This is a genomic window from Streptococcus sanguinis, from assembly GCF_001078705.1.
GTDB classification, from domain to species: domain Bacteria; phylum Bacillota; class Bacilli; order Lactobacillales; family Streptococcaceae; genus Streptococcus; species Streptococcus sanguinis_D.
Window position 1 is genome coordinate 1,745,187 of record NZ_CDMW01000001.1, and the last position, 19,770, is coordinate 1,764,956.

The following is a 19,770-nucleotide window of genomic DNA, read 5'->3' on the forward strand; positions in this document are numbered from 1 at the left end:
TTACATTATAGTCTCATTATATCACGCCTAAGAAAGCAATTCAAATCTAGGAGAAGGCTATCAAGTAGCTTGCCAATCAAAAAGAACAGGTTGCCCTGCTCTTTCTGAAAAATATAAGGAGACTAATTTAAATACCTGCGGTTCTCATACATGGAAACGTTCTTGACCATCAAGATAAGTAGCTACTAGCTCTAAATCTTTATCTAAGACGATAAAGTCAGCATCGTAGCCTTCCTTGATCTGTCCGCAGACATCATCAATATGGACTGATTTTGCTGGAATCAGGCTAGCCATCATAACCGCCTGATGAGGATTGGCAATACCCCATTTGACCACATTTTTCAATCCGTCCTTGAGTTTGAGGATAGAGCCAGCTAGATTGCCCGTCGACTTGAGCCGAGCGGTTCCTTCCGCCACAACCACTGGAAATTCTCCCAACATGTAGTCACCATCTTCAAGACCTCCAGCGGTCATACAGTCAGTAATGAGAGCAATATTTTCATGCCCCTTCTGCTTGAGTAAGATGTCACAGGCCTTAGGGTCCACATGATGGCCGTCACAAATCAGCTCCGCATAGGTGTGGGGCAACTCATACATGGCACCAACCATGCCCAGCTCCCGGTGGGTCAAGCCCCGCATACCGTTGTAAGCATGCACCCAGACACTGGCACCTGCTTCGACCGCAGTTTTGGCTTCATCATAGGTTGCGTTAGAATGCCCCAAAGCAACGGTCACACCTTCATCAGTCAGCGTACGGACAAATTCCTCAACGCCATCACGTTCTGGCGCGAGAGCAATCTTATTGAGCAAGCCATTTGCGGCCTTCTGCCAAGCACGAAACTCATCCATGCTAGGATCTTTCATATAGGCAGGGTTTTGGGCGCCTTTATACTTCTCGGTGAAATAAGGTCCTTCAAAATAGAGACCGCGAATCTTGGCTCCGCTGGCTTCTTGATAGCGAGCACCGATATTTTCAGTTACTGCTAAGAGCCGCTCATAGGATGAGGTCAGGGTTGTTGGTAAAAAGCTGGTCACACCGGTAGTCAAGAGACCCTCACTCATGGTATGAAGAGTTCCTTCGATGTTATTGTCCATGACATCAACACCGCCAAAGCCATGAATGTGCGTGTCCACCAGACCCGGCGCAATTGAGTAGCCGCTGTAGTCTATGACTTCCGCATCCTGCGGAACAGACTGCACCAGCTTGCCAAACTTGCCGTCAATCAGCTCTAAATAACCGCCCTGACGGATTCCCTGAGGATAGAAAAATTGATCTGCTTTAATATATGTAGGCATAAGACTGCCTCCCTTGTCTTGACTTCTGTATTCTCTGCCATTCAAAGCGGAATTCTGTGATAGAGCTAGCATCTTTCTATAGCTGCTTTCTAACTCCCGCTTTTGAATCTCTGAGTTTTCTTGACTATATTATAACTCTTTCTTTTTTATTTGTAAATGGTATATACCTATTTTTGCGAAAAATTGTTATATTAAATTAAAAAACAGAAAACCCAGCCATGATAGCTGAGTTTCTACTTTATTTTTTATCTAAATCGCGCAGCATCTGGTCGATTTTATTGCCATACTCGATGGATTCGTCCTTGACAAAGGTCAAATCTGGAATCTTGTACATCTTCAGATTGTGACCCAGCTCTCGTTTGATGGTACCGGTCGCTTTTTCCAGACCGGTTTGAGCTTTTTGATTATCAGAGGCCAGATTGCTCATAATCGTGTAGTAGACCTTGGCCATGGATAGGTCGCCCAGCATTTGGACATCGGTAATGGTCACACCTTGAACACGCGGGTCACGAACTTTCTTCTGCAAGATTTCATTGACTTCGCGCTTGATTTCCATGCCTACACGGTCTGTACGAAAATTATTTGCCATGAAATTTCCTTTCTAATTTTTCTTTTCTGCAATATAAGCTAGGCTAGGCCTAGCTTATATTTTAGTTTTAATGAATGAAATTCGATCTAAACTCTTTGTGAAAAAGATGCGAGACTAAAAATATAGACTTTCACCAAAAATGATTTCACTACGAGTTTTTAACGGACTTCTTATCTTATTTCTTAATTTCTTCCATGATGTAGGCTTCAATCGTGTCATCTACTTGGATGTCATTGTAGCCATCAATCATGAGTCCGCCTTCGCGGCCGTTAGTAACTTCCTTAACATCATCCTTGAAGTGCTTGAGGCTAGCAAGCTCACCATCGTAAATCACGACGCCGTCACGGATAACACGAACCTTGGAATCACGGGTCACTTTACCATTGATAACCATAAATCCACCGATAGTACCAACCTTGGAAACCTTGAAGGTCTCGCGGATAAGAGCTTCCCCGATGATTTTTTCTTCGTATTCTGGATCCAGCATTCCCTTCATGGCATCTTCCATTTCCTCAATAACCTTGTAGATAATGCTGTGGAGACGGATTTCGACATCATCAGCTTCTGCCTGTTGGCGAGCTTGAGATGTAGGACGAACGTTAAATCCGATGATGAAGGCATTTGAGGCTTCTGCCAGTGTCACGTCAGATTCATTGATAGCACCAACCGCTGAGTGAACAATGGTAATCTTAACGCCTTCAACTTCAATCTTCTGTAGGGAAGCAGACAGAGCTTCTACTGAACCTTGTACATCAGCCTTGATGATAACATTGACAGACTTAACTTCACCAGCTTTGAGGGTATCAAAGAGATTTTCCAGACTGACGCGGTGAGTAGCTTGACGCTGCTTAAGAAGGGCACGTTTGGCACGTTCTTCACCGGCTGCACGTGCAGCTTTTTCATCTTCATAAACCGCAAAGTGGTCACCAGCCATCGGAGTTTCATTGAGACCAGTGATAGAAACCGGTGTAGATGGTCCCGCCACCTTCACGCGACGGCCCAGGTCATTGGTCATAGCCCGAACCCGACCGAAGGTATTACCAACAACGATTGGATCCTGCACATTCAGAGTTCCCTGCTGAACAAGCAAGGTTGCAACCGCACCTTTTCCTTTATCCAAACGGGCTTCGATAACTGTACCAATCGCTCGAACAGTCGGATCTGCCTTGAGTTCTTGGATTTCTGCCACCAAGAGGACTGTTTCCAACAAGCTGTCAATATTTTGATTGAATTTCGCTGAGATTTCTACAAATTCAGAATCTCCGCCCCAAGCTGTTGACATGACACCATGCTCAGCCAATTCACCGATCACGCGCTCAGGATTCGCTCCTGGCTTATCAATCTTGTTGATAGCTACGATGATTGGGACATCAGCGGCTTTGGAATGGTTGATAGCTTCGATCGTTTGCGGCATAACACCGTCATCAGCTGCAACGACCAGGATAGTGATATCCGTAACAGAGGCACCGCGGGCCCGCATAGAAGTAAAGGCCGCGTGTCCAGGCGTATCCAAGAAAGTAATCTTCTTGCCGCTTTCCTCGATCTGGTAAGCACCGATGTGCTGAGTGATACCACCTGCTTCACCTGTTGCTACGCGAGAGTTACGCAGGGTATCCAAGAGGGTTGTTTTACCATGGTCAACGTGTCCCATGATGGTGACAACTGGCGGACGCTCTACCAAGGCATCTTGGTTGATATAACCTTCTTCTACGAAGAAGCGCTCAATGTCAGCTGTGTCAACTTCCACCTTCTTCTTAGCCTCGATACCGTAGTCCACCATGAGGAGCTCAATAGTATCGCCGTCAAGAGATTGGTTTTGCGTTGCCATCACGCCCATCATAAAGAGCTTCTTAACAATTTCAGCTGGCTCGCGCTTGATCCGTTTTGCAATTTCTGCAACGGTCATTCCGTCTGTATATTCAAATTCAGTTGGCAACTCATGGAACTTACGTTCTGTAACAGGTTTTGGCGCCTGATTGTGGTTGCCCTTTCCTTTTTTATTTTTCTTGTTTTTATTCCAATTACTATTTCTTTGATTTCTCACTTGATTTTGACTGCTTCGATTCTTTTGTTGTTTTCTTGGACCTTCTTCTTCGCGATCAAAATCATCGCGCTTCTTATCTGGTCGAGCTTGCTTCTTACGACGCGTATCCACAGCGGCTGGCGCTGGGCTTGGATTCGCTGCTGGAGCAGATGGAGCTGGTGCAGGCTGAACTGGTGCACTTGCTTCTGCCTTAGGCTGCTCCTTGCGGCGGTTTTGCCGTTCCATAACTTCTTTTGCCTCCTGAGCTTGCTTAAAGCGTTCCTCGCTGGAGCGAGCGTATTCAGCATTCTGCTCTGCTTTCAAAGCTGCTGCCCGAGCCTTAAAGTCAATCTTCGGTCCTTGAGGCTGTTGACGGTTTTGACCGTTAAATCCTTGCTGATTCTGACCATTGCGGCGGCCATCTTGACCACGATTATCGCGACGGTCATTTGGACGATTGCCCCTATCTCGGTCGTTGCGGTTTCCGCGATTCTTATTTCGATTATCGCGATCCTCACGCTTGCCTTGCTCTTTGTTTTGTGGTTTGCGGTTGCCTTGCTGCTTCCGACGTTCTGCCTCTTCTTTGGCTCTCGCTTCACGCTCTGCCTTAAAGTTCCGGCTTTGCGGGCGCTTGACAGGCGCTACCATTTCTGCTTTCGCTTCTGGCTTAGCAGCTGCTTTTGCTTCTGTCTGTTCTGCCTTGACTGGTGCCGCCTCTTTGGCAGGAGTTTTTTGCGGTGATGGCTGAGCTGCTGCAGGCTTTTCTGCAGTAGCTTGAGGTGCGGCTGCTTTTTTCGTAAAGCTGGACTTGATTCGCTCACTAGCGTCAGCTTCTACACTGGATGAATGACTTTTGACATCGAATCCCAGCTCCTTAGCACGAGCCACTACCTCCTTGCTTTCTTTTCCCAGTTCTTTGGCGATTTCATACAATCTTACTTTAGACAAATCTTGTCCTCCTCTTCTATTACATAAGAGACCTCATTTTCTTTGTAAAACCAGCATCTGTCACGGCGAGCACTTTTCTGGCCTTACCAATGGCAGAGCTTAATTCCAGTGTTGAAAACACGGTTGATACTTCTACTTGGTAGTAACGACTTTTATCAGTGATTTTCTTGCTGAGATTAGGAGCTGCATCCTGGGCCAAAAAGACCAGATGTGCTTTTCCCTCCTGAATAGCCTTAACGGTCAGCTCTTCACCAGAAATGATGCGGCCAGCCCGCTGAGCCAGTCCCAGCAAATTTGCAAGTTTCTCTTTATTCAAGACCTAACTCTCTTCTTTTGACCTTATGATCGACATAAGCGATTAACTCATCATAGAAAGCCTCATCAACTTCCATACTGAAGCTGCGGTTAAAGACCCGCTTCTTCTTAGCTTGAAGGGCTTCCTGATTATCCAGCTTGATATAAGCCCCACGGCCGTTGGCCTTGCCTGTCGGATCGATAAAGACTTGACCTTCCTTGTTCTTGACAATCCGCAATAAATCGCGTTTGTCAATCACTTCGTTGGACACCACTGATTTTCTTAAAGGGATTTTTCTTGTTTTTGCCATTCCAGCCCCCTTAATCTAGTTCTTCAGCTTCGCTTTCTAAACCAACTGTTTCTAGTACAGTTTCCTCCGCAGCTGCGTCAAAGTCTGTTGCTTCTGCTGTTGAAACTTCTGTCTCTAGAACAGCTGCATCCGCAAGAATTTCTTCAGCTTCCTGAGCAAATCCGCCCAGTTCATTGGCTGCTTCCATTTCTTCAAACTCTGTGGCAGACTTGATATCGATTCTAAAGCCTGTCAAATGAGCTGCCAAGCGTACGTTCTGTCCGCGACGGCCGATAGCCAGAGAAAGCTTGTTGTCCGGTACGACAACCAAGGCCCGCTTGTTATCTTCTTCGTTAAAGATAACTTGGTCAACCTCGGCAGGAGCAATAGCATTGTAGATAAATTCAGCTGGATCTGCTACCCACTCGATGACGTCGATATTTTCTTCAGTCGGTACCATACGGCCGCTCTTGGGATCATATTTGGCAGGATGGAACTTGCTCGTAATTTTCTTGATATTGGCTCCACCGCGTCCGACGATTGTTCCGATGGCATCCACATTAGGGTTGTGGCTACGAACCGCTACCTTGGTCCGATCGCCCGCTTCCCGCGATACGCTCATGATTTCTACAGTTCCGTCATAAACTTCAGGGATTTCCTGCTCCATCAAGCGCTTGATCATTTCTGGATGGCTGCGGCTGACAAAGACATTGACACCGCGAGGATTGTCTTCTACCTTGTAGACAAAGACTTCGATGCGATCATGAGAGGCAAAGACCTCACCAGGAATCTGGTCTTGCTTCGATAGCTGCGCTTCAATGCTACCAAGATTGACATAGATAAAGCGATTGTCAAAGCGCTCCACCGTTCCTGACATGATTTCATTTTCATGTTCTTTGTAGGTATTGTAGGTGATTGCTCGGGTCTGCTTGCGCATCTTTTCCATGATGGTTTGCTTGGCAGACTGAGCAGCGACCCGGCCAAATTCAGCTGGTGCTTCTTCAAACTTGATCTTATCTCCCAACTCATAGGCTGAACTGATAGCCAAGGCATCTTTGAGACTGATTTCCAAACGGCTGTCAAAGACCTCGTCCACGACTTCGCGAACAGTATAGACACGGAAATCTCCTGACTTTTCGTCAAACTCAATGGCTGCGCTGTCTGCCTGACCATAGCGGCGACGATAGGCTGAGCGGAGTGACTCAGTCACTGCGTCAATGATATCTTCTTTCTTGATTCCTTTGTCTTCTTCCAAAATACGGAAGGCCTCTAGCATTTCTTTACTCATTTTCATGTGACTTTTGTCGAAACAAAAGTGTTCCTTTCTTTTCTATATTGCTTCTTCGGCTAAAACTTAACGGCTAATCTGGCTTTGGAAACCAGACTGTAGGGAATTTCGACTTCTTTTCTGCGAGTCTTGTCCAGATATTCCATGTGCAGAACATCCTCTTCAAAGCTCAGCAAGGTGCCTTCAAAGACCTTCTGCTTGTCAACAGCCTTATAGAGACTGACATGGATATAACTGCCGACTGCACCAGCTAGCTGTTCCATGGTCTTGAGCGGGCGCTCCAAGCCTGGACTGGTCACTTCCAGAAAATACTGTTCCGGGAAAGGATCTGGCTTGATTTGATCCAAGAGCGGACTGATAATATCCGTCAAATCCGCTGTATCATTGACCGTAATACCTTCAGGCTTATCTACAAAGACACTTAGAACGTAGTCTCCGCCCATCTTTCCGTACTCAATATCGACTAATTCATAGGGGGCCAGAATGGCTGGTTCAATAACCTCCCTCACCAATTCAACAATCGTTGCGATATGACGACACCTCCTCACAGATAAGAGGCGAAGATACTTCCTCGCCTCTCTTTCCTTATTCATTACTAGTATTATAGCACGACAAGTCCCAGAATGCAAGGGAAATGTGCCATGCAAGCTTGTTAAGACGGAATTTTACTTAAAGCACTCTTATTCTTAAGCAAAATTCTTTTCTAATAATAAAGTCTTCAAGGAGCATTTCCTCGAAGACTCTTTCTTATTCAAATACTGCTTCCACCCGGTAGATGACTTGTCCTTTGTTAGCAAATTTCTGCTCATACTCAGTCAGGACATTGTCTTCAAAGTCGCTGGCATGGAAATCTAACCACACGCCCTTTAACTTCATACCATACTGAGAAAAGCTTACTAGGCTATACTCAAAAAGACCGCGGTTGTCCGTTTTGAAGTGGATTTCTCCATTTTCCGGCAAAATCTGCTGATAGGTCGCCAGAAAGGACTGATAGGTCAGACGGCGTTTTTCATGACGTTTCTTAGGCCAAGGATCTGAGAAGTTCAGATAGAGGCGGTCAATCTCGCCCTCTTCAAAATAATCAGTCAGATCCGAACCGTCCACCCAGAGAAGCTTGATATTAGGCACAGCCGTTGCCAGCACCTTGTCCAAGGCATAGCTGAGAACCGATTTCTGGATATCAATCCCGATGTAGTTGATCTCAGGATTGGCCTTGGCCATGCCGGATACAAAAGCTCCTTTACCGCTGCCAACCTCTACATGAATAGGATGGTTATTGCCAAAAATCTCCTGCCATCTGCCCTTGGCGTCTGCTGGATTCAAAATCACATACTGGGGATGCGCCTCCAGCAGTTCCGTCGCTCCCTTACGATTCCTTACTCTCATTGTCCTCTTCCGTATTTGGAACGGAAGTTTCGTAATGCGTAAATCTCCCGGTTCACATTTTCTAAATCATTGTTTTCATAGTATTTGGCAATCTGCATCAGATAAGAATACTGACCAAACCAGTATAGCTTATTGAAAACAGTCTGATTATACTTATAACCATAAGCGCTCAGCCACTCTTGCCAACCTGAATCAGGCACATAATGGCTCAAAATATGTGCTACATCCATCATCCTGTCTGTCAGGCGCACAGAATCCCAATCCACTAAGTAAATAAGCCCGCTGTCGGTCTCCACCCAGTTGCTGTGGCGCACATCTCCATGAACGATGGTCGCATAGTCCTCACGAAAGGCTGGTACAGTCTGGCGTAGGTCGCGGATTACTGATTGCAGATATTGATTATTCCTCAAAGCAAGCGGCACTTGATTGAGCCAAGCATTTAGCAAATCAGTTGGCGTTTCCAGTGTATAGCCCAGCTTGGTCAGCTGCGTCATCAACGGGCGCGAGCGATGCAGCCGAGTCAAAATATTGATTACCTGCTTTTTGGACATATCATTTGGGGTCAGAATAGTGCCTGAAAGCCACTCCTGTCCACTCATTACGTTGCCGTCCGGCATCCGGCGGCTCCACAAAAGCTGCGGTGCGATTTGTTCTCGAGCTAAGCCTGCTAAGATAGGGGTTGTATTCATCTTGACGAAAACGCGCCCCCCGTCCGGATAAGTCCCCATATAGGCCTTTCCGCTCTTACCAGCTATCGGTGTCAGGGTCAGCTCGTTATCAACCAAGTCCATGTTTCCCCTCCGTAAAAAGTTTCTTTATCATTTTACTAGTTTTACCTCTTTTAGTCAACCAATCTCCGTAACTTAAACGGCAGATAGAACAGATAGAGTAGGGCAGTCGCTCCCAGCATGGCCAGCACTGCTGTCTTGTCTTGGAGAAATAGCAAAGCAGTCATCACTTCACCCAAAAGGACACTGCTGCCAATAGATGTGATAATTTGTCTTGCTCCCTTCAGCTTTTCCCCTCTTTCTATCGGAAAAAGCTGGGTCAAAAACTGATAGTCAAAAGCTTCATACAAGGCCGTCAGCTGGAAGAGCAAGAGGTAATTGAACAAGACCGCAAAAGCTGTAGCAATCCAAGCTTGACTGACAAAAATCAAGGCCAAAAGAGCCAAAAAGAGCAGTCTTAAGGTTAGAGCAAAGAAGTCTCCATTTCGCAAGTAAGAACGCAAAAAGAGATTCTGCCAGGTCTTGTTATGCTGCTTGCCCACAAGCCTCGTCAAACCATCCAGATAGGCTCGGCGCTTGACACTGTTTGAAATGCCTTTAACATTTGTAAAGAGAGCAAAGAAGCGCAGAATCGTCTGCTTTCGAGCAGCTTCATAAGCCACCAGAACCTGCCAATCTAAACCATTTTCAGTAAAGAACTTCTTAGCCTTAGCCTGAAACAAAAACCATTTTAAGACTAGCATAAGGAGGCAGTAGAGCCCGAAGCCCCAAACAGGCAATCCCAGAGCTAGAAAAAGCGGTGCTAACAGTAGCAATAGCCCAGTCTGTAAGACTGCGTACAAAAGGTAGGAACGTAGAATCTGAGCCTTGATAAAAGCTCTGACTTCTGCTTCTCTGACCAGAAGAAAGAGGGCATCCGGCTTCTCCAGATAGGTCGCAATCCGTCCAAAAGGCAGGATAAAGACCGATAGAATAACCAAACTAGCAATAATGGGTAGGTGATTAGTCGGAAAATGCCGCAAAAGCTTACTGTATTGAACACCTAAAAATCCCATAAAAATCAGCAAAAAGAGCACGAAATGATCATTAAAAACATAACGCAGGTATTTCAGACACTGCTGACGAAAATCCTGCTTTCGTTTGGCAAATAATTCTTTCATAGCGCTGCCTCTTCTGTCAGGGCTAGATAGATGTCATTCAGACTAGCATCCGGCATTTGAAATTGAGCACGCAACTCAGTCAAGCTGCCCTTTGCCCGCACTTGACCCTTGTGCAGAATTACAAAACTATCACACATCTTCTCGGCAGAGTCCAGGACATGGGTACTCATCAGAATGGACTTGCCCTTCTTCTTCTCATCATCCAAGAGCTGGATAAGGTCTGCAATCGCTACCGGATCCAGACCCAGAAAAGGCTCATCTACAATAAAAAGGCTGGGATCAACTACAAAAGCACAGATAATCATCACTTTTTGCTTCATCCCCTTTGAAAAGTGAACAGGGAACCAATCCAGTTTTTCCTTGAGTCGGAACATTTCCAGTAGCTTATCCACGCGTTTAAAAGCTGTCTCCTGCTCAATGTCGTATGCCATAGCTACTGTCTCAATGTGCTCGCGCAGGGTCAATTCTTCGTAGAGACTAGGCGTTTCCGGAATAAAACCGATCTTCTTGCGGTAATCACTAGGATTAGTCCGCAGCTCCAGCCCATCAATTTGAATCTGCCCCTTATAAGGCGTCAAAAGACCGATAATCTCATTGATAGTCGTGGATTTACCCGCACCGTTGAGACCAATCAGGCCAATCAGCTGGCCGTTGCCCACTTCAAAGCTGACATCCTTTAAAACCGGGATATTAACATAGCCGCCCGTAAGCTCTTTGATTTCTAACATATTTTCTCCGAATTCTGGTATAATGGTTCTTATATTATAACAAAATCTAGCGAATAGAGGTACCATTTATGGCTGATTGTATTTTTTGTAAAATTATTGCCGGAGAAATTCCTTCTTCTAAAGTCTATGAAGACGAGAAAGTCCTTGCTTTTCTGGATATTTCCCAGGTAACACCAGGTCATACCTTGGTTGTCCCTAAAGAGCATTTCCGAAATGTGCTGGATATGGATGCAGACAGCACCAGTCAGCTCTTCGCTCGCGTACCTGACATTGCCCGTAAGGTGATGAAAGCCACAGGCGCAGCTGGTATGAATATTATCAACAACAACGAAGAAATTGCTGGACAAACTGTCTTTCACACCCATGTGCATTTGGCACCGCGCTATAGTAATGCAGATGACCTCAAGATTACTTTCGACGCCCACGAACCAGACTTTCCAGCTCTGGCCAAATTAGCTGAGAAGATTGCGCAAGCTTAAGGAGGGAATATGAAACTTTCAAATATTTTCCTATTTATTGGTGCCGCAGCAGCTAGCTACAAGCTAGTTGAAAACCGTCAAAAAATCCAAGAAGAAATCATTGAAACAACAGATAGCCTTGACAAAGTAAAGGACAGTCTAGCCAATATCCAACGAAATATTGCCATCATTCAAGAGCAAAAAGAGCAAGTCAAAGACATCGCTCAAGATCTTACTTATAAATATAAAGTCCTTGAAAATCAAGCTCAAGTGCAGATCCAGCAAGTCAAAGACATCTGGGAAAAGTATGAGTCTTGATAGAGAAAAGGTGTATGATAGGGGAACAATAATTCCAATCAGCCACCGCGTCAAGGGCTTTCCAACCAAAAGAGACCGAGACATTTTGTCCCGGCCTCTTTTTATATTTAACTTTTTTTACTCTGTAGCCGTATTGACTATTGGCTGACTTTGCGGGGTGCTGACACTGACATCTGCCGCTGGGGCGGAGGAAGCCGCTGGAGCAACTGGGGTCGTATTCGTAGTTCCAACTGTTGCATCTGTCGTCGGATAAGAGTAATTCTCATAGCCATTATTATAAGTTGGCTGACTATAAGGAGTCTCGTAGTTGCTGTTGTTTTCTGTACTGCTAGACGCACTGCTGCTATTGCTGCTTCTTAGACTGTTGCCGCCCATAATATCTTCATAGAGAACAGCATTGGTCTTCAGACTCTTGACTTTGTCCAAGCCCAGAGACTTGCGGATTAGATTCTGCATGCTCAGCAAATGCTCTGACGTCACCAGCTGATAGCTTCCACCGTCAGGCAAGGTCGCATCTTCTCCACGCAACTGCTCAGACTTAATATTCTTAAAGGCATCCTGATAGCCTAGCAGTTGGGGAATGCTTTTTGAATCAAGCGCGATATTGGTCTGCATATTGCTGCTGACAGCTTTTAAAATAGCCTGATAATGGCTGACACTGTTGAGACTGAGAACTTTTTCAACCACTTTCTTAATTACTTCACGTTGACGCTTTTGGCGGCCATAGTCCCCCTCTGGATCCTGATAGCGCATGCGGGCATAGACCAGCGCCTGATCACCATTGATAGTTTGCTTGCCTGGCTCAACCTTGGCAGTATACTCAGGCTCATTATCCTCAATAGAAATTGGGAAGTCAAAGGTATTATTGACCTCAATACCACCTACTGCGTCTACTAACTGAACCAAGCCCTGCATATTGATCATCACATAGCGGTCAATGTGGATATTCATCAAGCCCTCAATGGTCGAAATGGCTAACTCTGCTCCGCCAGTCGCATAGGCAGCATTCAGCTTGGCTTCAACTGTCTGACCATTTTCATCAATCTGAGTCAGAATATCACGTTCTAAACTCATCATGACTGTTTTCTTGGTCTTTGGGTTGACACTCAAGAGAATCATAGTATCACTGTTCCCAACCCAAGTATCCTCGCGGGAGCCGCTTCCTGTATCCACCCCCATCAGCAAGATGGTCATGGGCTTAGTCGCAGAAATGACATCCGTCTCATTTCCCAAGCCCTTATAAGTCTTGGACAGTTCATCTGTCGACTGACCATAAATCGTCCATGCATAAGTACCGATACCAGCTGTCGTTACGACAAGGAGGCTGAGAAACATCATTATAATCTTTTTAAACATATCTTTTTTAGTCTATCAGTTTACCCATCAGGTAAACATCAAGAAATATCCCTTCTTTTAAATAGGCTCCTCTTTTTTGTAAGCCTTCAATTTCAAATCCTAAATCTTTATAGAGATGAACCGCTCGTTCATTTCTAACCTGAACACTCAATTCCAAACGTCGAATAACTTGAGAATCTTCTGCCCAAGTCAATGCCTCTTCCAGCAATATGCGTCCCAGTCCTTGATTCCAGAAAGCTTTCTTCACTACAACAAAGACTTGACCAATATGGCGGATTCGCTCATGGAAATCGGCTGTGATGCTGACAAGGCCAGCAATCTCACCATTTAAAAGCGCCAACAAATAAAGCTGATTACTAGAAGCAGCCTGATGCTCAATGAATGAAGCCATCTCCTCCTGATTCATCAAAATTCCAGCCCCATCCAGCGTCATATAATCTGACTCAGACCCGACCTGATTGAGGAAAGCAATCAGCTCAGCAGCATCTGTTTTTTCCGCTTCACGCAAGCATAATTCATATTCAGTCATTCTGCAGTCCCTCAAGTAGCTCTTGGGCTCGCTTTCCTTGGGCTTCAAAAACCAATTCACGCCCGTCTTCCTTTTTCAAGAGGCTTAATTTGAGATAGTCTTCAGGTAGATTTTCTCCCAGCAGCTCCCCCCATTCAATGACCGTCACGCCTTCCCCGAAGAGAAAGTCATCCAAATCAATGGAGTCTGGATCGTCTCCGATGCGGTAGACATCCAGATGATAGAGTGGCAAGCGACCCTCGTATTCCCGAACAATGGTATAGGTTGGACTTTTAATCATCTGACTGATACCCAAACCTAGAGCCAGACCCTTAGTAAAGGTTGTCTTCCCTGCTCCTAAATCTCCCGTTAAAACCAGTACATCCCCCGCCTGAAGCAATGTGCCCAGACGCTGACCCCACTGGATTAATTCTTCCTCATTATGACTAAACATTCTCTTATTATACCAGAAAAAAATTTTTTCTGCTTAATTTTGCAAAAGAAAAATCAGCCCTTAAAAGCCGATTTTTTATTCTAAAAATATAATTTAGCCAAACTTCCCTACATACCGGAAAAATCACAATATTTGAATCTAATTTAAAGCCAGATTTACGAAATTCAAAATAAATAGAAGATCCAAAATCCAAATCATAGAATGCACATCCTTGGCTTGACCTTTGAAGACTTTGACCAAGGTGTAGGTGATAAATCCAGCTGCTATCCCGTGAGTGATAGAATAGGCAAATCCCATAAAAATAGAAGTAAAGAAAGCTGGAATGGCCTCCGCCATATCATCCCAATGGATATTTTTCAGACTAGCCAGCATCATAATCCCCACGATAATGAGAATCGGTGCAGTTGCAGCATTAGGAACAATAGCCAAGAGTGGGCTAAAGAAGCTTGACACCGCAAAACAGATGGCTACGACCAAGGCGGTCAGACCTGTTCGGCCTCCAGCTCCGATACCAGCTGCAGACTCCACATAAGTCGTCACGTTAGAGGTTCCAGCAATGGCGCCAATAGAGGTTCCGATGAGGTCCGAGTAAAGCGCCTTATCCAAGCCTTCTGATTCATGGTTTTCCCCAGAAGTCGCCACAATTCCGACCTTTTCACCTGTACCGATTAAGGTACCAATGGTATCAAAAATATCTGTCAATGAAAAAGCCAGAATGGCCATACACGTCTGAGGCCAGCGAGCTGAATCTGCTAAAAGGGCTCCCAGACCTTTCGGACCTACGGCGACCCCAAAAATCTGTCCCAATTCACTAACAGCAGTGCCAATGTTATTCTGCCCAAAGTCAATAGCTGACAAATCAACCAAGCCAACCAGAATAGCCACAACTGTCGTGACCAGGATGGATAGGATAACACCACCCTTGATATTTTTCACGATAAAGAAGATTGTGATAGCCAAACCGACCAAGGCTACGATGACCGCTGGATTGTTAAAGTCTACCAGACCTGGAGTTGCTGCTGAATTAGCCGTAATAGCTGCCGCGGCCTTATCTGCTCCCTTGCCAGCTACTGTATAATTGCCCGGATCGATTGAAAACTTGAGCAAGCCGGCATTTTTAATACCTACATAAGCCAGAAAGACTCCGATCCCAGCTGAAATAGCTGCTCGCAAGGAGCCTGGAATCGACTCGATAATCATCTTACGCACCTTGGTCAGAGTGATAATAAGCGAAATAATCCCACAGATAAAGACCATAGCCAAGGCTTCCTGCCAAGTGTAGCCCAAGGCAAAGACGACCGTAAAAGTGAAAAAGGCATTCAACCCCATGCCCGGTGCCTGCGCATAAGGCAAGTTGGCAAAGAAGGCCATCATTAAGGTGCCCGCAACAGCCCCGATAATCGTAGCTAAAAAAACACCCTGCTTAGGCATACCTGTCTGAGCCAGCATGGCCGGATTGACGAATAAAATGTAGGACATGGCAAAGAAAGTCGTCAGACCCGCCAAAACTTCTGTCCGGATGTCTGTCCCTTTTTCGGTCAGTTTGAAAAATTTATCCATTTTTCAATAAATCTCCTTTTGAGTAAAATTTCTAATATCTAGTTCAATAACAAAGAAAAACAGCTTGAATTTCATTTATTTGCGAACGATAGTTTAAATTATAATAAAAAACATTCACTTTTTCAAGATGAATGTCTCGCTTTTCTTATTTTTTATTATCTCTCATCAGAAATACCAAACTCATAAACTGCAAAAAAGTAAAACCAAGAATGAATGGCATCCGATCAGGCTGCAAGGTTTGCAAGAGCTTCTGTAGAACCAGCTGAGGATGAAGCAATAAATCCCAGCTATTGAGGCGATCATAACGTCCTATGTAGATAGCCAAACTGGACACAGCCGACAGAGCTGCCGTCAGCAATAAGTCCAAATACCAGTTAAGCTTCCAGCCTTCCTTGATGACATACCAGCTCTCCATACCACAGAAAATCCCGAATAAAATACTGGAAACAAAAGCTAAAAAGAGCAGGAAAACACTTGGCTTACTCAGAACATCTGTCACCCAAGTCATATGAATCAAATCAGTAATCATATAGAAAGTGTTGGGGAAGAAAAGCAACCACAGCAGGAAAAGAAGAGGATAGATCCACTTCTGTTTCTTGAATAAAAGCGTCAAGACAGCTGCATCATAGCTGATTAAGGCCAAGGTCATATTCCAGATGAGATAGGTCGGACCGCCGTTTAGAGATTGGATATAGATAAAAAAGGCAATCATCAGAAAAAGAGCATGAATCATGATCGGTTTACGCATACGAAAAGCTCCTCCTTGCTGTGTCATAATTGTGACTGATTAGAGCACCATTATAACATAAGTCGTGTTATTTACACTGAATTCTGTTATAATAGTCTGTATTATCACTGAAAAGAGACTCACATGACAAAAAAAGTAATCGCTGTGGACTTGGACGGAACCTTGCTGGACTCTAATAGCAATCTGTCTGATTTCACCAAAGAAACCATCAAAAAAATTTCCCAAAAGGGCCACAAGGTCATTATCACAACAGGCCGGCCCTACCGCATGGCTTTAAAATATTATAAAGAATTAGAGCTCAATACGCCCATGATCAACTTCAATGGCTCTTTGACTCACATTCCAGAAAAGAAATGGGACTTTGAAAAATCGCTGACGCTGGATAAGTCCTTTCTGCTGGATATGGTTAAGCGCAGGGATGAGATTGAAGCGGATTTCATTGCCGGCGAATACCGCAATAAATTCTATATCACCAATCCCAACGAAGAAATCGCTGATCCCAAGCTCTTTGGTATCGATGCTTTCAAGCCAGAAAACCAGTTTCAAGCCAATCTGGTAACGGAGAATCCTAACGCCATTCTCCTGCAGACACGAGCAGCTGACAAATATGCTCTGGCAGAGGAAATGAATGCTTTTTACCAGCATGAACTTTCTATCAACTCTTGGGGCGGCCCACTCAACATCCTCGAGTGTGCTCCCAAGGGTGTCAATAAGGCCTTTGCCCTTCAGTACCTGCTTAATATTCTCAATGTAGACCGTAAAAATCTGATTGCCTTTGGTGATGAGCAAAATGATACTGAGATGCTTTCCTTTGCTGGCACTGGCTATGCCATGAAAAATGCCAATACTGGCCTGCTGCCCTACGCTGACCAGCAGTTATCTCTGACTAACGACCAAGATGGCGTCGCCCACGAACTCAACAAACTTTTTTTATAAAAGTAGACAATTAGACAGACTCTGTTTGAGAGTTTGTCTTTTCTTTTTGTCATCTCTCGATCATCTTCAGGCTCAAAAAGCTTTAAAAATCGGAGCTTATCCGCCGTATCATAGTTTTAAAGGTTACTTCTGCTTGAAATTATAAGCGTTTGCCATTTGTTTGAGTTTGTGATATAATTAACATAATCAAAAAATAAATAACAGGAGGAAACTACTTATGAAAGCAGTCGTTGTAAATCCAGAGGGAACCAATGTCCAACTCATCGAAAATAAAGAAATGCGTCCTCTTGAAACAGGGGAAGCTCTCGTTGACATTGAATACTGCGGTGTCTGCCATACTGATTTGCATGTAGCACACGGCGACTTTGGCAAGGTACCGGGCCGCGTTCTTGGGCATGAAGGTATCGGTATTGTCAAAGAAATCGCTCCAGATGTAAAAAGTCTCAAGGTCGGAGACCGCGTCAGTGTCGCTTGGTTCTTTGAAGGCTGCGGTGCTTGTGAATACTGTACAACTGGACGCGAAACCCTTTGCCGGACAGTAAAAAATGCTGGCTATTCCGTTGACGGTGGGATGGCAGAGCAATGTATCGTAGCAGCTGATTATGCAGTCAAAGTTCCAGAAGGACTGGATCCTGCCCAAGCTTCTTCTATCACCTGTGCCGGCGTAACTACCTACAAGGCAATCAAAGAAGCCCAGCTGCAGCCAGGCCAATGGACAGTAATCTTTGGAGCAGGTGGTTTGGGTAACCTAGCGGTTCAATATGCCAAGAAAGTCTTTAATGCCCATGTTGTCGCTGTTGATATCAACAATGACAAACTAGCTTTGGCCAAAGAAGTTGGTGCTGATATCGTCATCAACGGCCATGAAGTTGAAGATGTTGCTGCTCTTATCCAAGAAAAAACTGGCGGTGCGCATTCTGCAGTAGTAACAGCTGTTTCTAAAGTTGCCTTCAACCAAGCTGTTGATTCTGTTCGTGCTGGCGGTCGGGTAGTTGCCGTTGGATTGCCATCTGAAATGATGGACCTCAGTATTGTCAAAACCGTTTTAGATGGTATCCAAGTCATCGGTTCCCTCGTGGGTACTCGCAAGGACTTGGAAGAAGCCTTCCAGTTTGGTGCTGAAGGATTAGTGGTTCCTATCGTTCAAAAACGCCCTGTTTCAGATGCTGTGGATGTCTTTGACGAAATGGAAGCGGGTACCATTCAGGGACGTATGGTACTTGACTTCACACACTAATCCTTTAAAGCATGTCAGTCCCAACATTTACTAAACTCTTGGAAACTTATGATGGACAGACTTGATATTATTTAGAAACTTTTGCCATTACAGAGGGAGACTAAAGACATAAGATGCGATTTTTTGTCTTTGGTCCTCCTCTTTCTTTTTTTGATAAATAAACACTTTCTCAAACAAAATTCTCTTCTGTCATTTCAAAAGTCTCTTTCATATTATTTCAATGTTTTTCATATATTAATCTATTTTATTTCTGTTTTCCTAATTTATTAAAACATTTCTATAACTAAGGTTTGCTTATACCTATATTTATCAGGGTTTCAGCAAATACTGACATTTTTGAAAGAAAAAGTCGTTTTTAGGAACAAACGCTTGCATTTTTCATGAAAACGTTTTATAATAAACTTGCCTTAAAGTTTTCTTAAAACTTAAGTCAAACATTTTATAAGGAGGAATGTCAATAATGAGTATCGGAATCATTATTGCTAGCCACGGTGAATTTGCTGCTGGTATTCATCAATCAGGTTCTATGATTTTCGGTGAGCAGGAAAAAGTACAAGTTGTAACTTTCATGCCCAACGAAGGACCAGATGATCTCTATGCAAAGTTCAATGACGCTGTGGCTTCGTTTGATGCGGACGATGAAGTGTTGGTCTTGGCTGACCTTTGGAGTGGCTCTCCATTCAACCAAGCTAGCCGTGTCATGGGTGAAAATCCAGACCGCAAGTTCGCTATCATTACAGGCTTGAACCTGCCTATGCTGATTCAAGCTTATACAGAAAGGATGATGGATGCCAACGCCGGCGTTGAAGCTGTTGTTGCTAACATCATCAAAGAAGCCAAGGAAGGAGTCAAAGCCCTGCCTGAAGAGCTGAATCCTGCTGCTGAAGAAGCAAATGCTCCTGCTGCAGCTGCTCCAGTTGCCCAAGCAGCGATCCCTGAAGGGACTGTAATCGGTGACGGCAAGCTCAAAATCAACCTTGCCCGGATTGACACACGCTTGCTGCACGGTCAGGTAGCAACAGCTTGGACGCCAGATTCAAAAGCAGATCGTATTATCGTTGCTTCTGACTCAGTAGCTCAAGACGAACTTCGTAAAGAATTGATTAAGCAAGCTGCACCAGGTAACGTCAAAGCCAATGTTGTCCCAATCGACAAATTGATTGCTGTTTCAAAAGACCCTCGCTTTGGTAACACACATGCCTTGATTCTGTTTGAAACTCCTCAAGACGCCCTTCGTGCTGTTGAAGGCGGTGTGCCAATCAAGACCCTTAATGTTGGTTCCATGGCTCACTCAACTGGTAAAACAATGGTCAACAACGTACTGTCAATGGATAAGGAAGACGTTGCCACTTATGAAAAGCTTCGTGACCTTGGCGTTGAATTCGACGTACGTAAAGTACCAAATGACTCTAAAAAAGATTTGTTTGATTTGATTAAGAAAGCCAACGTGCAGTAAAATCAAACG

General features: G+C 44.6%; 20 protein-coding genes and 1 pseudogene. 5 read left to right on the top strand and 16 right to left on the bottom strand.

Features of this window, described 5'->3' with window-relative positions; translation table 11 throughout:
• Positions 1-144: 144 nt before the first annotated feature.
• From nagA to SSV_RS08850, 11 genes and pseudogenes are all read right to left on the bottom strand, one after another.
• The gene (gene nagA / locus SSV_RS08800; RefSeq protein WP_032909878.1) at positions 145-1,296 is read right to left on the bottom strand and encodes an N-acetylglucosamine-6-phosphate deacetylase; all 1,152 of its coding nucleotides are present in this window, start codon (positions 1,294-1,296) and stop codon (positions 145-147) included.
• Positions 1,297-1,534: 238 nt separating this feature from the next.
• Positions 1,535-1,885: a 30S ribosome-binding factor RbfA gene (gene rbfA, locus SSV_RS08805; protein WP_002908941.1), complete on the bottom strand. Its 351-nt coding sequence runs from the start codon at positions 1,883-1,885 to the stop codon at positions 1,535-1,537.
• A gap of 175 nt (positions 1,886-2,060) precedes the next feature.
• Entirely contained in the window at positions 2,061-4,856 is a 2,796-nt protein-coding gene (gene infB / locus SSV_RS08810; RefSeq protein WP_072074505.1) for a translation initiation factor IF-2, read from the bottom strand.
• Between the two features lie 19 nt (positions 4,857-4,875).
• A complete protein-coding gene (locus SSV_RS08815; protein WP_002893557.1) occupies positions 4,876-5,172 on the bottom strand; it encodes a YlxQ-related RNA-binding protein in 297 nt (98 codons plus the stop codon).
• On the bottom strand, positions 5,165-5,461 hold the full coding sequence (rnpM, locus tag SSV_RS08820; protein ID WP_002893558.1) for an RNase P modulator RnpM: 297 nt from the start codon (positions 5,459-5,461) through the stop codon (positions 5,165-5,167). The genes SSV_RS08815 and rnpM overlap by 8 nt, the downstream gene beginning before the upstream one ends.
• A 168-nt stretch (positions 5,462-5,629) precedes the next feature.
• Positions 5,630-6,728: pseudogene (gene nusA / locus SSV_RS08825) on the bottom strand (transcription termination factor NusA); the annotation flags it as partial.
• Positions 6,729-6,787: 59 nt separating this feature from the next.
• Positions 6,788-7,276: a ribosome maturation factor RimP gene (gene rimP, locus SSV_RS08830; RefSeq protein ID WP_176693630.1), complete on the bottom strand. Its 489-nt coding sequence runs from the start codon at positions 7,274-7,276 to the stop codon at positions 6,788-6,790.
• Between the two features lie 199 nt (positions 7,277-7,475).
• Positions 7,476-8,114, bottom strand: a complete 639-nt coding sequence (gene trmB, locus SSV_RS08835; RefSeq protein ID WP_072074508.1) for a tRNA (guanosine(46)-N7)-methyltransferase TrmB — start codon at positions 8,112-8,114, stop codon at positions 7,476-7,478.
• Positions 8,111-8,905, bottom strand: a complete 795-nt coding sequence (ccrZ, locus tag SSV_RS08840; protein WP_002893562.1) for a cell cycle regulator CcrZ — start codon at positions 8,903-8,905, stop codon at positions 8,111-8,113. Before ccrZ ends, trmB begins: the two co-directional genes overlap by 4 nt.
• 50 nt (positions 8,906-8,955) lie before the next feature.
• A complete protein-coding gene (locus SSV_RS08845) occupies positions 8,956-10,002 on the bottom strand; it encodes an ABC transporter permease (RefSeq protein WP_072074509.1) in 1,047 nt (348 codons plus the stop codon).
• Positions 9,999-10,730, bottom strand: coding sequence for an ABC transporter ATP-binding protein (locus tag SSV_RS08850; protein WP_176693595.1), 732 nt, complete (start codon positions 10,728-10,730; stop codon positions 9,999-10,001). The genes SSV_RS08845 and SSV_RS08850 overlap by 4 nt, the downstream gene beginning before the upstream one ends.
• A 68-nt stretch (positions 10,731-10,798) precedes the next feature.
• Between SSV_RS08850 and SSV_RS08855 the strand changes: the two genes are divergently transcribed.
• Entirely contained in the window at positions 10,799-11,209 is a 411-nt protein-coding gene (locus SSV_RS08855) for an HIT family protein (RefSeq protein WP_072074511.1), read from the top strand.
• A 9-nt stretch (positions 11,210-11,218) separates the two neighbouring features.
• Entirely contained in the window at positions 11,219-11,506 is a 288-nt protein-coding gene (locus tag SSV_RS08860) for a hypothetical protein (RefSeq protein ID WP_002896907.1), read from the top strand.
• 117 nt (positions 11,507-11,623) lie between these two features.
• On the opposite strand, the gene lytR is transcribed toward SSV_RS08860, so the two are convergent.
• The 5 genes from lytR to SSV_RS08890 form a co-directional block, all read right to left on the bottom strand.
• Complete coding sequence (gene lytR, locus SSV_RS08865; RefSeq protein ID WP_072074512.1) at positions 11,624-12,862, bottom strand: glycopolymer--peptidoglycan transferase LytR; 1,239 nt, start codon at positions 12,860-12,862, stop codon at positions 11,624-11,626.
• Positions 12,863-12,869: 7 nt separating this feature from the next.
• A complete protein-coding gene (locus SSV_RS08870; protein ID WP_072074513.1) occupies positions 12,870-13,391 on the bottom strand; it encodes a GNAT family N-acetyltransferase in 522 nt (173 codons plus the stop codon).
• Positions 13,384-13,824: a tRNA (adenosine(37)-N6)-threonylcarbamoyltransferase complex ATPase subunit type 1 TsaE gene (tsaE, locus tag SSV_RS08875; RefSeq protein WP_072074514.1), complete on the bottom strand. Its 441-nt coding sequence runs from the start codon at positions 13,822-13,824 to the stop codon at positions 13,384-13,386. The genes SSV_RS08870 and tsaE overlap by 8 nt, the downstream gene beginning before the upstream one ends.
• A 138-nt stretch (positions 13,825-13,962) precedes the next feature.
• Positions 13,963-15,384, bottom strand: coding sequence for an NCS2 family permease (locus SSV_RS08885; protein ID WP_072074515.1), 1,422 nt, complete (start codon positions 15,382-15,384; stop codon positions 13,963-13,965).
• A 145-nt stretch (positions 15,385-15,529) separates the two neighbouring features.
• Positions 15,530-16,159, bottom strand: coding sequence for a DUF1361 domain-containing protein (locus SSV_RS08890; RefSeq protein ID WP_080983547.1), 630 nt, complete (start codon positions 16,157-16,159; stop codon positions 15,530-15,532).
• 96 nt (positions 16,160-16,255) lie between these two features.
• On the opposite strand from SSV_RS08890, the gene SSV_RS08895 reads away from it, so the two are divergent.
• From SSV_RS08895 to SSV_RS08905, 3 genes are all read left to right on the top strand, one after another.
• Positions 16,256-17,068 carry a Cof-type HAD-IIB family hydrolase gene (locus tag SSV_RS08895; protein WP_072074517.1) on the top strand — a complete coding sequence of 271 codons (813 nt, stop codon included), beginning with the start codon at positions 16,256-16,258 and terminating at the stop codon, positions 17,066-17,068.
• A 217-nt stretch (positions 17,069-17,285) separates the two neighbouring features.
• The gene (gene adhP, locus SSV_RS08900; RefSeq protein WP_072074518.1) at positions 17,286-18,305 is read left to right on the top strand and encodes an alcohol dehydrogenase AdhP; all 1,020 of its coding nucleotides are present in this window, start codon (positions 17,286-17,288) and stop codon (positions 18,303-18,305) included.
• A 460-nt stretch (positions 18,306-18,765) separates the two neighbouring features.
• Positions 18,766-19,761: a PTS sugar transporter subunit IIB gene (locus tag SSV_RS08905; RefSeq protein ID WP_002893577.1), complete on the top strand. Its 996-nt coding sequence runs from the start codon at positions 18,766-18,768 to the stop codon at positions 19,759-19,761.
• Positions 19,762-19,770 lie beyond the last annotated feature (9 nt).